This is a genomic window from Acidovorax sp. CF316, assembly GCF_000276605.1.
Lineage (GTDB): Bacteria > Pseudomonadota > Gammaproteobacteria > Burkholderiales > Burkholderiaceae_C > Acidovorax.
On record NZ_AKJX01000122.1, the window covers coordinates 34,806 to 48,463 of the forward strand.

Below are 13,658 nucleotides of genomic sequence, written 5' to 3' on the forward strand. Positions count from 1 at the left end.
CGCAGCGGAGCGGCTACACCCTGGCCGGCAAGCTGTCCGCCAGCCGCGCCTCCACCACGGCATTGCGGGACTGCTTGACGCAGCGCTGCTGCGCATCCGCGCGCAGCCACTGCAGTGCGTGCGGCCCCACCCAGACCTGCGCGTCGGGCTTGCCGGGGTTGGCGGAGCGCCCCGGCACGGCAGGGCCGAAGGGCAGGCTGGGGTTGCACCAGCGGACCACCGCGTTGGCGTAGTGCTTGCGCACGAAGCGGCCCAGGGCCTTGTAGCGCCGCTCCACCCCCTGGGCGGCTTGCGCGCTGGCGTTGCCCGTGGAGACCGCGATGCGCCCCTCGGTGAGCACACCGCCTGTGAAGACCTCGGAGCGCAGGAACTGCACGGTGGCGTACTCCGATTCGCAGTACCAGTCGTTGCAGCCGGCGATGTAGCGCGCGTCGAGCGCGGCCTGGTCATCGGGCGACCAAAGGATGCAATAGCTGCCGCGGATGGCATCGAGGGTGCGGAACGTCTCTGGCGCTGCGTCCTTCCAGCGCGGGCCGTCGATCAGCAGCACGGCAGGGTCGGCAAGGACCTGCGCCGCGAACTCGCGCTCGTCGTCGGGGTGCATCACAAAGCGCAGCTGGCTGTTCATCGGCAAAGAAGGGCGGGGGTGCCGCCGCTGGAATGCGCCGTCAGCGGTCCACGTACTGGGCATCGAAGCGCTTGCGCGCCGCCAGGTGGGCGTCGGCGCAGGGGCGCGTGGTCGGATCGGCCCGGCACACCGGGCTGGGCTGGAAGTAGCGGGCCCAGGCGTCGGCCCGGCGTTGCTGGCGCTCGGCTTCCAGCCGGGCGGCCAGTGCCTGGGCCGTCTTGAGGTCGTCGTCGGCTTTCTTCTGGCTCTGCGCATCCTGCGTGGCCGGCAGGGACTGGCTGGCGGGGGGCTCGGCCTGTGGCGGGGCTGGCGGTGGCGGTGCGGGGAGCGCGGGCGGTGGTGGTGCGGGCTGGACCACCACGGGCGGCGGCGTGGCCTGCGTGCTGTTGCTGCTGTCGTCGCCTACGGGCCGTGACTGCATCACCGCGGGCGTGGCTGGCGGTGGTGCCGGTGGGCGCTGGCCGACAATGGCATCGTGGGCGAACAGGGCCGCCAGGCCGCCGATGAACACGCCCAGCGCGATCCTGGCAACGTCCGGCAGAAAGGGGGCCCTGCCGGCCGCGGGTGACGAATCTGGTTGCATGGCACACCTCCTGCGGGCAGTGTAGCCGTGCATGCGCCGGCGCACTGGTCAAATCGCAGGCACTGCGTTGAAACCCGCGCCAGTGCTGGGCCCGGCGGGTATGCACAGGTGTTATCCACAGGGTCATCCACGGTGGCTGTGGACGGTTGCCACTCGTCGCGGGGCGCGATGCACCGGGGCTGTGCTCAGCACCACGGGTGGGCTTTTTCCAGCCCCGTGCCAGGCCTGAAAAATTGCCCGGACCGCCGTGCCCCACCGTGCGGCAGCGGGCTGATGAAAGAACAGGCACCGCGTCGCAAGCCGCGCCAGTGCTGGCTTTGCGGCGTATCCTCGGGGGTTTTCCACAGAGTCATCCACGGCCGCTGTGGATGGCGGGTCCGTGCCTGCACGCCGCGCCATCGGCGCGCTTGGGGGCGGGCCTTGGAGGCGGCTGCGGCGCGTGGCTGATGAATTCGCAGGCACCGCGTTGCAGGCCGCGCCAGTGCTGGTTCTGGCGTGCCTGTACAGGGGTTGTCCACAAAGTCATCCACGCCGGCTGTGGAGTTTGCGAGCGTCCATGGAGGCCCTGTTTCACCCGCTGCACGGCCATTGGTCAATTCGCAGGCACCGCGTTGCAAGCCGCGCCGGCATTGGCTTTGCGCGGCATGCACGGGCCTTTTCCACAGGGTCATCCACGGTGGCTGTGGACTCATTGTGCTGTGCACGCGCCGCAGGCATGGCAAGGGGCAGGGCAGGTTCGCTGCGGACGGGCAGAGGCGCCGGTGACTGCGCAGGGCTGATGAATTCGCAGGCACCGCGTTGCAGGCCGCGCCAGTGCTGGATCTGGCGTGCATTCACCGTGCTTGTCCACAGGGTCATCCACGCCCGCTGTGGACGGTGTGCGCGCCTGCGGCACCCCCTGCACCGGGCACTGATGAAATGGCAGGCATCGCGTTGCAAGCCGCGCCGGTATTGGCTTTGCGCCGTATCCACCGGCGTTTTCCACAGGGTCATCCACGGTGGCTGTGGACGGTGGGTGCGGTGGTGCAAGCCAGGGCGAACTGGAGCGCGGCGCCATGGCAGGGGTTTTGCCTACACCATCGCGCGGGCTTGGCGCTTAAGGTGCAGGCTGTGCAAGGAGGTGCCGCATGATCTACAGCTACCGGATCGCCCACACCCCATCAGCGGGCACTGCAGCGCTGGCTGGCCTCCCGGCGGAGCCCAGCGGGGACGATGTGTTGCAGGCCTATTGCGCATTCAGGGGGGTCCTCAAGCACATCGTCCGCTCCATGCCGCGGGCCAAGGCGCGCCTGCGGGCCGCCAAGCCGACATGCGACGGCCTGTACATCCGGCTCGACACCCACCTCGACAAGGCAAGCGTGCACCAGCTCGTGTCGTCGTTCCTCATGCACACCAACGAGGCCAGGCAGGGCCTGCATCTTACGGCGACGCCCTTGTAGCCTTGTGGCGCCAGCCTACAGGGCGTTCAGCCTGCGGGCTTCTGCCGTAGCAGCTGCGCGATGCGCGCCTTGCACCAGTGGATGGTGGCGGCCACGGCATCGGGCATGGCGGCCAGCCCGCCATCTTCCAGTCCGTCCAGGTAGGCCCGTGCCGCGCGTTGCACCAGCGCGGCGTGCTCGGGCGGCATGCGCTCTGCCGCCCAGGCGGCCGCAGCATCCTTCGATGCAATGGCGCCGGTGCTGGCGCTGTACCAGATGCGTGCCAGGGCGAGCAGGATGGAGGCCTCTTCCCCCTGCCAGTCGGGCGGTGCATCCCACTGCGCGATGGTGTCGGCCAGCGCCCGGCGCAGGTCGCTGGCGGGCACGGGGGCGAACAGGTCCACCGCGGGTGGGCCCACCAGCGCCACGCTGTGCAGCCGCAGCTTGGTGAGCAGGATGGCCAGGTCGGGGTCCGGCATCGCGGGTTCGAAGCGGCCAGCCAGGATGTCGCCGCGCAGCCATTCGCCAAACTGCATCTCGCGCCGCGCCGGGTAGCGCCAGGGCGCGACCTCGCCGAGGACGACCACCGTCACCTCCAGCGCGCGCAGTGCGCCGGGGCTGCCGGGTGGGGCCGAATGCGCCAGCAGCGCGCACATCAGCGCCTCGCGCGTGGCACCGGCCAGGGGCTGGGCCACGGTCACCATGAGGTCGATGTCGCTGCGGGGCTGCAGGCCGCCGTGCACCGCCGAGCCGTACAGGTGGATGGCGCGCAGGCCATCGCCCAGGTGGTGGGCGAGCACGGCGCAGGCACCTGTGAGCTGGGGAACGATGTCGGGTGCAGGCTGCATGCCCGCGAGCATACGTTCGGTCAGGAAAATCCCATCCCGCCGCCGGGAAATCAGTGCCCCTCGCATGCCAGTCATTTCGACCTTGATAAGTCAAAACGACCGGCCATCGTGCCAGTCGTTGTGACTTGTGCTTGATGCAAGTCATTGATCCACAAGGCCACGCATGTCGGCACGGCGGTTGCACTGTTCAGGGCCTCATCCACTCGATCCCTGTGTCCCTCCGCCATGCTCACTGATTCCCAACGCGCCATCGTCTCGTCCACCGTGCCCCTGCTCGAACAAGGGGGCGAGGCGCTCACCACGTACTTCTACAAGATGCTGCTGGCCGAGCACCCCGAGGTGCGGCCCTTCTTCAACGAGACCCACCAGGCCAAGGGCGACCAGCCGCGCGCACTGGCCAATGGCGTGCTGATGTATGCCAAACACATCGACCGGCTGGAGGCCATGGGCCCGCTGGCCTCGCAGATCGTGAACAAGCACGTGGCGCTGCAGGTGCTGCCCGAGCACTACCCCATCGTCGGCCGCTGCCTGCTGCGCGCGATACGTGATGTGCTGGGCGCCGAGGTGGCGACCGACGCGGTGATGGACGCGTGGACGGCCGCCTACGGGCAACTGTCCGACATCCTGATCGGGGCCGAGCGGGCGCGCTACGACGCGCAGGCCGCGGCACCTGGCGGCTGGCGCGGGCAGCGTGCCTTCACCGTGCTGCGCAAGGTGCGCGAGAGTGCCGAAATCACGTCTTTTCACCTCGTTCCGGCCGATGGCGGCGCGCTCATGGACTTTGCGCCGGGCCAGTACATCGGCCTGTGCCTGACCGTGGAAGGCAAGGACATCCGGCGCAACTACTCGCTGTCGGCCGCGCCCAACGGGCGCAGCTACCGCATCAGCGTCAAGCGCGAGCCGGGCGGCGTGGCATCGAACCACCTGCACGACCAGGTGCACGAGGGTGACACCCTGCAACTGCTGCCCCCGTCGGGCGGCTTCGTGCTGGCCGAGGGCGAGCGCCCCGTGGTGCTGATCAGCGGCGGCGTGGGCATCACCCCCACGCTGGCCTTGCTGGAGCAGGCGCTGGCCACCGAGCGCCCGGTGACCTTCATCCACTGCGCGCGCAATGGCGAGGTGCATGCCTTTCGCGAGCAGATCGAAGAGGCCGCCACGCGCCACCCGGCGCAACTGCAGCGCTACTACTGCTACGACGAGGTGACCCCGGGCGCACCCGGCCTGCCGCATGCCGTGGGCCGGCTCGACCTGGATCTGCTGGAGCGCTGGCTGCCCCGCGATACGCGCGACGTGGATGCCTACTTCCTCGGGCCCAAGCCCTTCATGCAGCAGGTGCGCCGCGGCCTGCGCCACTGGGGCATGCCCGATGCGCAGTCGCGCTTCGAATTCTTCGGGCCCGCATCGGCCCTGGAATAACAGCGGGCACAGGGGCGCTCAGCCCCTCTCGATCCCGAGGCGCCTGGCCATGCGCGCGAGGTTGGCCGCATCGATGCGCAAGGACCGTGCGGCCGGTGCCCACTGCTGGTTGTGCTGTGCCAGCGCGTCGAGCACCATGCGCCGCTCCAGCTGCGCCACGGCGTCGCGCAGGCCCAGGTGACTGGCGGGCGCTTCGGGCGTGGCGGGTGGTGCCGTGGCCGTGGTCGTGTTCTTCGCGCTGCCGAGGTCCAGGTCCTCGGCCGACAGGGTGAGGATGCGCGGGCGCTGCGCATGCCGGCCCAGCGCCTTGACCACGCTGCGGCCCAGCAGGTGTTCGAGCTCGCGCACATTGCCCGGCCAGTCGTAGGCCAGCAGGGCGGCCTGGGCCGCGGCGTCCAGCCGCACGGCGCCCAGGCCCATGCGTGAGCGCGCCTCCTCCAGGAAGAAGCCGCCGATGGGCAGCACATCGCGCCCGCGCTCGCGCAGCGGTGGCACCGGCAGCGGGTACACGCTCAGGCGGTGGTAGAAGTCCGCGCGCATGCGGCCCTCGCGCACTTCCTGCGCCAGGTCGCGGTTGGTGGCGGCAATCACGCGCACATCCACGCGGTGTTCGCGGTCGGAGCCCAGGCGCTGCAGCTGGCCGCTTTGCAGCACGCGCAGCAGCTTGGCCTGCACGGGAGGGGGCAACTCGGCCACTTCGTCGAGGAAGAGGGTGCCGCCATCGGCCAGCTCGAACTTGCCGCGCCGCTCGCCCACGGCACCGGTGAAGGCGCCGCGCACGTGGCCGAAGAGCTCGCTCTCCACCAGGCTGTCGGGCAGGGCCGCGCAGTTGATGCTGACCAGCGGGCGCCTGGCGCGCGGCGATGCGGCATGCAGGGCCTGGGCCACCAGCTCCTTGCCGGTACCGGTCTCGCCCTGGATCAGCACGCACAGCTCGGTCGGGCCAGCTAGCGCGATCTCCTTGAGCAGGCGCTTGTGCGCTGCGCCATGCCCGATGAGCTGGCGCGGCCCGCCGCGCGCGCCGGCCGCCTGCGTGGCATAGGTGTCGGCGCGCAGGCGCTCGCCCTCGGCCTCGGCCGCCAGGCCATGCAGGCGCGTGGCCACGGCCACGCTGGCGGCGGCCAGGCTGGCAAAGGCCTGCAGCGTGGGCAGCGCCACACGCGAGAAGCGGCCCACCTCCAGCGCGTCGAGCGTGACCACGCCCCAGGGCCGGCCGTCCACCTGCAGCGCGCAACCCATGCAGTCGTGCACCGGCAGGTGGCCTTGCAGGCCCTCCACCAGGCCGTCGAAGGGGTCGGGCAGGCCGCAGTCGGCGGCAAAGCGCACGGGACCGCTGGCGGCCAGCAGCTGCATGAAGCGCGGGTGCTCGGCCACGCGAAAGCGCCGCCCCATCGTGTCGCGCGAGAGGCCATTGACGGCCAGGGGCACCAGCCATTCGCCGTCGAGCCGCAGCACGGCGGTGGCGTCGCAGGGCAACAGCACGCGCAAGGCCTCCAGCAGGCGCCGGTGGCGCTCGGTCTCGGGCAGGTCTTGCGCCAGGTCGGCCATCAGGGGCAGCAGCGCGGTGAGCAGGGTCTGGGGGGTCATGGGGGCGCAAACGTGCCGCCATTGTCCCGCGGGTGGATTGGACTCGTGGGGTGTGCGGGAACTCGCCCAGACCGCCATCTGAGGAGAACCCTCTACATATTTTGTTTACAAACTGATACGATTTGCGCAGATCGAGCTCCAGGCACCGTTGTTCAGTGCATGGGGGCTTGGGATGGGGTGCAGGGTGTGGCTGAAGGTGGCCGCAGCCATCCACCCCGCAGGCAAGATTTCTGGGAATATTTTGAGGTGAACGCGATGCGCGCGGGCAAACGACAACCATGGACCGGTCGCCAACGGTGGCTGGCAACAGGCCTGGCACTGGCCGGCTGCCTGGCAGCAGGGCCGGTGGCCGCGGGCACGCTGGGCGGCACCCTGCAGGCGCAGATGCAACTCACGGCCGGCTGCATGGTCGCTGGCAGTTCCGGCGCCTCGGCGGGCCTGAACTTCGGCACCCTGGATTTCGGCACCCGCCCCGGCACGTTCACGGGCACCGTCACCGCCACGCCCTCGGGCGCCGAGGGCGTCTCCGGTCCCACGCAACTGGTCTGCTCGCCCGAGGTGCTGGGCATCAGCATCCAGGTCGGCCCCGGTGCCTACGCGGGCCAGGGCACGGGCATCGGCACTGGCTCGCGCGCCATGCGCCATGGCAGCACCGCCGCCTACATCCCCTACGAGTTGTACCGCGACGCCGGCCATACCCAGCCCTATCCTGCCGGCTCGGCCGTTACCGGAATCAATGTGCCGGCCAGCGGCGCGGCGTTCTCGCTGCCCATCCACGGCCAGATCAACAAATCGACCCCGGCCGCCCTGCCCGCGGGCATGTACACCGACACGCTGCAGGTTACGGTCACCTATTGAGGGGAGGGCCGGCCTGCAGGTCGGCCATTTGTCGCTGCCAGGGACGCAGCATTGTCTTACGCGGCCCGCGTGGCGTGGGGCCTAAGGTCGGGGCATCCATTTGATCGCTCCAGGAGCCCGCCATGCCCCCGTCCCCATCGTCTTCCGGTCAGGTTCCCCACTCTTCGGGCCGCAACCGCTCTGCCACCGGCCGCACGGTCGCCATCATCGCCGTCGTGGTGGGTTTTCTGCTGATCGCCATCATGGTGCCCTGGTAGGCGCACCAAGGACAACAGCGCTCAGCTGCGCGCCGCCACCATCGCCGCGAACCGGCTGAGCACGCTGCCCGCGTCCGGTGTTGCGTTGACATGGTCACCCAGCGCCCCGTCGACATGGTTCACATAGGCCTGCATCGCCTGCGCCGAAAATTCCGGGTGGAACTGCACGCCCCAGCCGCAGCCGCCCACGCGAAAGGCCTGGTGCGGTTCCAGATCACTGCGCGCCAGCAGCACGGCCCCCTGCGGCAGGCCCAGCACCGATTGGTAGTGCACCAGTTGCGCCGGGAACTGGTCGGGCAGCCCTGCCAGCAGCGCGTCCTGCGCAGCATCTGGCATCAACCGTACGGTGTGCGTGCCCACCTCCGGCCCGCCAGGCAGGTCGTCCACCTGCCCGCCAAACGCGTGCGCCAGCAACTGGTGCCCGTAGCAGATGCCGAGCACCGGCACCTGCGCCTCGACACAACGCCGCATCCACAGCGCGAGCCGCTCGCTCCACGGCTCGCGGTGCGACACCATGGCATGCGAGCCGCTGACCACCACGGCCGACAGCGCTGACGGATCGGGAAGATCGGCCGACTCTTGCTGCGCATCGATGCGCCGCTGGGGCAGTGCATCCCCCAGGCCGGCGGCGATCCAGTCGTCGAAATCGCCCTGGGCGGCGCGTATGCCGGGGAAGGTCTTTCCGGCGGCGACGATGAGGATAGGTTTGCGGAAGGGGCTTGGATCGGGGCTTGCGGTCATGTGTGCAGCGGCAGGGGTCATCCAGAAAAAAAGCGCCCCAAAGGGCGCCTGTGGTTCCTGTCATTGGCAGAGACCGTGGTCGCCGGAACCTGGATGCGTAAACGATTTTATCTGTGCGCGGCCTCCAGAAAACCCATGTGCAGCCGGGGCGCGCAGTCCGATGCAATGGACGCCCCGATCCTCACATCCGTTCAACGGGCAAGGGCCGGCGGTATTGCCTGTGCCGTCCAGAGTGCCAGGCCGCCCTCCAGGCTCCAGGCGTTGGCATGGCCCAGGCGGCGCAGTGCGCGCGCCGCCTGCGCGCTGCGGTTGCCGCTGCGGCAGTAGAACAGCACGGGCCTGTCGGCCTCCAGCCCCAGCCAGGTGGGCAAGGCATTGAGCAGGCTGCCCAGGGGAACCGCCTGAACATTCGGGTGGACGCCTTGCCCCAGATCGGGCCTGTCGCCCAGCGCGTGCTCGTAGGGTTCACGCACGTCGACCAGAAGCGGGGCTGGGGACGTCCCGAACTGCAGGTGCAATCGCTCCCGGGACAGCGTCAGGGCCTCTGGCTCGGTATGCAGTGCCTTGGAGCACTCGGCCTGGCCCAGGGTCCAGGCGAAGTGCTGTGCATCGTCGTGACCGGGCAGCAGCAGCGCATGGGGTGCCAAGGCCTGGGTCAACCAGTGCAGGGAGCCCGCGTCTGCCATGGCGGCGGCTCCCACAAAGGCCAGCTGGCCTTGGTCGAGCGTGTGCAGGGCATAGGCGCCTGCATCGGCGCTGTGCCCGGGTGGCGCCAGCTGCGTGATGCGGTGGTGACCCAGCTGAATCTGGTGCTCGCCCTGCGGCCACCCCAGGGGTTCGACGGCCCCCAGCGCCTGCATGGACTCCGGAAAGGCGGCGCACAGTGTGGCCACCGATGCGGCATGTGCGATGCGGCTGGTGGTTGCCAGCACCGCGACCAGGGTGTGGTGGTGGCGGCGCTGCCACTGCGTGATCTGTTCGGTATGTGCGGGCAGGGGGTCGATGAGCACGCAGTGGCGGCGGGTCGCATCGGCCACCAGGTAGCAGCAGGCGCCATCGACCACGAAGCGGGTCACCAGACCGGTGGGCGTGGTGTTGCCAGCGGGCGCATGGACCGTCAAGCCATGGGCGCGCAGCGAGGCGCCGCAGGCGCGGATGCGTGCACAGGCACGCTCGATGAGCTCACAGGAGTCGGCCGCACCGAAGGACAGGCGCACGGCCGCCGAACTCTGCCAGGCGGGCATGCCCATGGCCTCCAGCACATAGCTGGGTTGGGCCTTGGCCGCGCTGCAGGCTGAGCCACCGCTGACGCGCAGGCCGGCGGCATCGAACAGGTCCAGCAGCAGCCTGGAAGCAAGGCCGGGCACGGCGAAGTTCAGCGTCGTCGGCAGGCTCAGCGATGGCGGGGCATTGAATACCAGCCCGGGGAAGGCGTCGGTCAGCGCCAACGCCAGGCGCTCGCGGTGCGCCAACAGCGTCTCCTGGTCCGCAAAGGTGTCCCCCGCTTCCAGCGCCCGCAGCACCTCGCCCAGCGCGGCAATGCCCGCGATGTTCTCGGTCCCTGCGCGCAGCGCGCCTTCCTGCCCACCCCCTGTCATCAGCGGGGTGAAGGGTGCGCCTTCGCGCACGTACAGCATGCCGATCCCCTTGGGCGCATAGAGCTTGTGCCCCGAAAAGGGGGCGTAGTCGATGCGGCGCTCGGCCAGATGCAGTGGCAATTTGCCGAGGGCCTGCACGCTGTCGACCAGCCACAGCGCAGTGCTGCCCGCCAGTGCCGCGCGGATGCCGTCGAGGTCGCTGACCACGCCGGTCTCGTTGTTGGCTGCCATCGTGCACACCAGCCCGGCCTGCGGCGCCTGCAGGCGCAGCCAGGCCAGGTCGTGCCGGCCCTGGTGGTCCACCGGGATGGCGCGCACCGGCAAGTGCACGCCCAGCAGGGCATTCCAGTGCCTGAGTGCCTCCGGCACCGCCTTGTGTTCGGTGGCCCCGTAGAGCAGCTGCAGGGGTTGTTGGGTTTCTCCGGCATCGCGTCGGCGGCGCAGTTCGGTCAGGGCCGACAGCACCGCGGTCTGTATGCCCTCGGTGGCGCCACTGGTGAAGCACAGTTGGCCACCGGCCGCACCCAGCAAGCGGCGGGCGCGGTCCCGCACCTGCTCCATGAGCGCCCGGGCCTTCAGGCCGCTGCCATGGATGCTGCTGGGGTTGCCAAAGGCTTCGCCCATCACCGCCAGAGCCGCCAGGCGGGCCTGGGGGAGTACCGGTGTCGTGGCGTTGGCATCGAGATAAATTTCTTCCATGGCGCCAAATTCTCGGCGAGCCCACGCAGCAAGGGCTTGCAATCTTTCCAAAAATTGGCCAAAAAAATGGAACTAAAATCTAAAAATCATGGCAAAAGTAAAATTGGATTCTATTGATTGCAAATTGATAGAGATTCTTCAGGTCGATGCCGAAACACCGATCGCGGACATGTCAGCCCGCGTGGGCCTCTCGGCCACCCCCTGCTGGCGGCGCGTCCAGCGCCTCAAGGAGATGGGGGTGATCACCCGCCACGTCGCCCTGGTGGACGCAGCCAAGGTGAACGTAGGGGTCACGGTGTTCGTGTCGGTGCGCACGAGCACCCACACCGAGGAGTGGTTCGAGCGCTTTCGCGCCACGGTCCAGGCCATTCCCGAGGTGGTGGAGTTCTACCGCATGAGCGGTGACGTGGACTACCTGCTGCGCGTCGTGGTGCCCGACATCGCCGCCTATGGCAAGGTGTACAAGCGCCTGATCGCCGGCACCCAGCTGTTCGACGTGTCTTCCAGTTTTGCGATGGAAGAGTTGAAGTTCACGACGGCGTTGCCTCTGTCCTATGTTGAGTAGAACGGCTGCCGGGCTGGTGGGCAGGCCGATATCCACCTGCTGTATGGGTGGGGAGGACAAAAAGGCGCCTGGGAAGGTGCATGTTTGCTTGATACCTGGCGAGGACCGTGGTTTCGAACCAAAGTAATCTCATACTCTACTTCAGCCCATTTCACAGAGTTGCACGCCTATGTCATCTCCCCTGTCTCCAATGCTGGTTCAGTACCTCGTTGGACTCTGCTGTTTGCGATGGGGATCGGAAGCCGTCGATGTCACCCTGGGTGACTACGTCCTTGACAGCGCGGCCGGTAAAGAAAGAGACGTGGATGTCACCGTGAGGGTAAACGCAGGAGCCGAGGGCGTTTTTGCCTTCATGGGCTACGAAGTGAAAAAAGAGGCGCTGCCTCTAGACGTGACAGTCGTCGAACAGCTTTCCGCAAAGCTGAAAGACATGGAAGAAATCACTCATCGGGCAATTGTCTCAACCTCTGGGTACACAGAAGCAGCACGTAAGAAGGCATCAGCGCACGGAATCACGCTATATGAGCTGAAGCGTTGGACGCGCCCAGTGAACGAACAATTTCCGTCGTTCTCAGAAACCAGCGTGAGCATTGAGCACTTCTTTATGACAGGTCGTGTAAGCCTGTATTGGGTCAATTGGCATATGAAGGTGGTTTGCGCGAACCGGCACAAGCCCTTCGCTATCAACGATACGGATGCAGTCCTCGCAAAAAGCGGAAAGGCCCACAAGAAATTCACTTCCTTTGGTGACCTAAAAAATGAGCTCTACCTTCGATCAACCGAGACGCTAATTCAGTTCGACCACGTTCGGGCTGTGATGGAGACTTTCCCGATTCCGAACCCGGTGGAGGGAGGCTGGGAAGGAGGCCCAGCATGGCCATATGCCCACACACTAGATGTGTCAGGGGATGCCGCACACCTAAAAGTCGACGACGAGGTACTGGCAATAGCAAACATCACGATTGCAGGGCAGCTGCAATGGCAAAAGCATGGCGAGAGGGCTCTCTACTATGTCATGGAAGACGTGGAAGCAAAGAGCGCTTTTGCTGGCGCGATTGTGTTTCCTGAACTGCGCGCTGGAGAGATGAAAGCCCTCATCGTCTCTCCTAGATCTCGAGAAGTAGACGTGAGATTCGTTCAGTTGCTAGAAAAGCAACTGAACATCCTGAAGGGGGTCAGTCTCACTCGCGAAGGCGAGTCTACTTAAGGCGCTGTGGTGCGGTTTCTGGACTCGATAGGTGGTGCGCTTCACATCCAGCATGAGGGCTTCGAGGTGGACGGCCTGGAGGTCAAGGCCCACCTCGACTTCGGCTGCGGCTGGGCTGCTCTGGTGGGCTGAGTCAAGAGCACCGGCATGAACTGAAGCGATAGAGCATTACTCGGCGAGTGACCTGGAACAATCAAACCCCCAGAGCACGCGGCAGCGACCTTCACGCTGCGTGGCGTGCACCAGCCCCGCATGGTTCGCCATGCGGGCTTTTTGTGGGGGAATAGAGGGCAACCGGGTCGTCCCTCTGATCGGGCGGGGCTATACGGTCACCTTGGGGTGACACTATCTGTGAACAGCCCACTCATGCCTTTGGGATAGCTTTACTGACACCCAACTCTTTCATTTTGGCAATCCGACTGGCTTTGTCAGCACGCGCCACGTACCACTCACGGTCCAGAAGGTGGATGAGCTTAAGCAGTGTCTCGGCTTCGCCTGGCTCAACGTCAACAATGAGGCTCACATTTTGTTCAGGGTGTGCGCCAATGTTCCCTATGCTTTTGACGGCCGTCATTGCGTCATAGAGGTCTGAATCGCATCGGTCCTGAATAGCTTCAAGCTCCGCGTGAAGGGTTTTCTTTCCCGTCACCGAGAAGAAGTCTCGCACCATACCCTGAAGGGCCCGACGAGCTAGCGTTGCGGAGGCCTTGGGGCTCAAAGAAGCAATTAAATATGCTTCGTTGTAGTCCTCTCCAACATGTTTCGGCACTCCCGCCGAAAGTGGCTGAGCACAAGTGGGAAGAAACGTGAATTCACCAACTCCCACCTGTCTTGTACGGTCTACATCCGGGTAGCTTGGGTTCTGCTTGTCGCGAGTGGCTCGATGAACGGTGACTTTGAAAAATTGAGCCCTGCAGCTGCGATTGGGACAGTCAATCAGTACGCCGCCCACGGCGACCCCGGAGTCGTCTGGTGAGGCAGACGTCATGAGCCCCATCCTTTTCTCATGGAAATTTGGCCCGGTGATCGTCGTGTGCACTCCACACGTCGGGCATACCCAATTAAACGCGTCTGCCATCGCTACCCTCTCTGGTGGGCTGATTGGTGGGTGAAACAAAAAAGCGCCTGGAAAGGCGCATGTTTGCTGGGGATCTGGCGGAGACTGTGAGATTCGAACTCACGGACGGTTGCCCGTCGGCAGTTTTCAAGACTGCTGGTTTAAACCGCTCACCCAAGTCTCCGGGAGGGAAGGC

The 13,658-nt window shown here is 66.7% G+C and carries 14 protein-coding genes and 1 tRNA gene; 7 read left to right on the forward strand and 8 right to left on the reverse strand.

Annotation, left to right across the window (positions count from 1 at the left end; all coding sequences use genetic code 11):
- Nucleotides 1-13: 13 nt before the first annotated feature.
- On the reverse strand, nucleotides 14-628 hold the full coding sequence (locus tag PMI14_RS14635; RefSeq protein ID WP_007855595.1) for a hypothetical protein: 615 nt from the start codon (nucleotides 626-628) through the stop codon (nucleotides 14-16).
- Nucleotides 629-668: 40 nt separating this feature from the next.
- The gene (locus tag PMI14_RS14640) at nucleotides 669-1,211 is read right to left on the reverse strand and encodes a hypothetical protein (protein ID WP_007855596.1); all 543 of its coding nucleotides are present in this window, start codon (nucleotides 1,209-1,211) and stop codon (nucleotides 669-671) included.
- Nucleotides 1,212-2,338: 1,127 nt separating this feature from the next.
- On the opposite strand from PMI14_RS14640, the gene PMI14_RS14645 reads away from it, so the two are divergent.
- Nucleotides 2,339-2,650 (forward strand): hypothetical protein, encoded by a 312-nt coding sequence (locus PMI14_RS14645; protein WP_007855599.1) that lies wholly within the window; start codon nucleotides 2,339-2,341, stop codon nucleotides 2,648-2,650.
- Between the two features lie 26 nt (nucleotides 2,651-2,676).
- Here PMI14_RS14645 and PMI14_RS14650 read toward each other — a convergent pair whose 3' ends face one another.
- Nucleotides 2,677-3,477, reverse strand: coding sequence for an aminoglycoside adenylyltransferase family protein (locus PMI14_RS14650; protein ID WP_238541843.1), 801 nt, complete (start codon nucleotides 3,475-3,477; stop codon nucleotides 2,677-2,679).
- A 225-nt stretch (nucleotides 3,478-3,702) separates the two neighbouring features.
- Here PMI14_RS14650 and hmpA point away from each other — a divergent pair, with 225 nt between their 5' ends.
- Nucleotides 3,703-4,893, forward strand: a complete 1,191-nt coding sequence (gene hmpA, locus PMI14_RS14655; protein WP_007855604.1) for an NO-inducible flavohemoprotein — start codon at nucleotides 3,703-3,705, stop codon at nucleotides 4,891-4,893.
- 18 nt (nucleotides 4,894-4,911) lie between these two features.
- On the opposite strand, the gene norR is transcribed toward hmpA, so the two are convergent.
- Nucleotides 4,912-6,480 (reverse strand): nitric oxide reductase transcriptional regulator NorR, encoded by a 1,569-nt coding sequence (gene norR / locus PMI14_RS14660; RefSeq protein WP_007855605.1) that lies wholly within the window; start codon nucleotides 6,478-6,480, stop codon nucleotides 4,912-4,914.
- 255 nt (nucleotides 6,481-6,735) lie between these two features.
- On the opposite strand from norR, the gene PMI14_RS14665 reads away from it, so the two are divergent.
- On the forward strand, nucleotides 6,736-7,338 hold the full coding sequence (locus PMI14_RS14665) for a spore coat U domain-containing protein (protein WP_007855606.1): 603 nt from the start codon (nucleotides 6,736-6,738) through the stop codon (nucleotides 7,336-7,338).
- A gap of 122 nt (nucleotides 7,339-7,460) precedes the next feature.
- Nucleotides 7,461-7,595, forward strand: coding sequence for a hypothetical protein (locus PMI14_RS35790; RefSeq protein ID WP_007855607.1), 135 nt, complete (start codon nucleotides 7,461-7,463; stop codon nucleotides 7,593-7,595).
- A gap of 21 nt (nucleotides 7,596-7,616) precedes the next feature.
- Here PMI14_RS35790 and PMI14_RS14670 read toward each other — a convergent pair whose 3' ends face one another.
- A complete protein-coding gene (locus PMI14_RS14670) occupies nucleotides 7,617-8,336 on the reverse strand; it encodes a glutamine amidotransferase (protein ID WP_007855608.1) in 720 nt (239 codons plus the stop codon).
- Between the two features lie 191 nt (nucleotides 8,337-8,527).
- Entirely contained in the window at nucleotides 8,528-10,633 is a 2,106-nt protein-coding gene (locus PMI14_RS14675) for an aminotransferase class V-fold PLP-dependent enzyme (protein WP_007855609.1), read from the reverse strand.
- A gap of 88 nt (nucleotides 10,634-10,721) precedes the next feature.
- Here PMI14_RS14675 and PMI14_RS14680 point away from each other — a divergent pair, with 88 nt between their 5' ends.
- The 3 genes from PMI14_RS14680 (at nucleotide 10,722) to PMI14_RS35795 (ending at nucleotide 12,537) form a co-directional block, all read left to right on the forward strand.
- Nucleotides 10,722-11,198 carry an Lrp/AsnC family transcriptional regulator gene (locus PMI14_RS14680; protein WP_007855612.1) on the forward strand — a complete coding sequence of 159 codons (477 nt, stop codon included), beginning with the start codon at nucleotides 10,722-10,724 and terminating at the stop codon, nucleotides 11,196-11,198.
- A gap of 169 nt (nucleotides 11,199-11,367) precedes the next feature.
- The gene (locus PMI14_RS34895) at nucleotides 11,368-12,405 is read left to right on the forward strand and encodes a restriction endonuclease (RefSeq protein ID WP_007855614.1); all 1,038 of its coding nucleotides are present in this window, start codon (nucleotides 11,368-11,370) and stop codon (nucleotides 12,403-12,405) included.
- Nucleotides 12,406-12,414: 9 nt separating this feature from the next.
- Complete coding sequence (locus PMI14_RS35795) at nucleotides 12,415-12,537, forward strand: hypothetical protein (protein ID WP_255344579.1); 123 nt, start codon at nucleotides 12,415-12,417, stop codon at nucleotides 12,535-12,537.
- Nucleotides 12,538-12,769: 232 nt separating this feature from the next.
- Here the strand turns inward: PMI14_RS35795 and PMI14_RS34230 are convergent, their stop codons facing one another.
- Together PMI14_RS34230 and PMI14_RS14690 are read right to left on the reverse strand one after the other, a co-directional pair.
- The gene (locus tag PMI14_RS34230) at nucleotides 12,770-13,393 is read right to left on the reverse strand and encodes a DUF4145 domain-containing protein (RefSeq protein ID WP_157405896.1); all 624 of its coding nucleotides are present in this window, start codon (nucleotides 13,391-13,393) and stop codon (nucleotides 12,770-12,772) included.
- Between the two features lie 165 nt (nucleotides 13,394-13,558).
- Nucleotides 13,559-13,646: transfer RNA gene (locus PMI14_RS14690), tRNA-Ser, on the reverse strand.
- Nucleotides 13,647-13,658 lie beyond the last annotated feature (12 nt).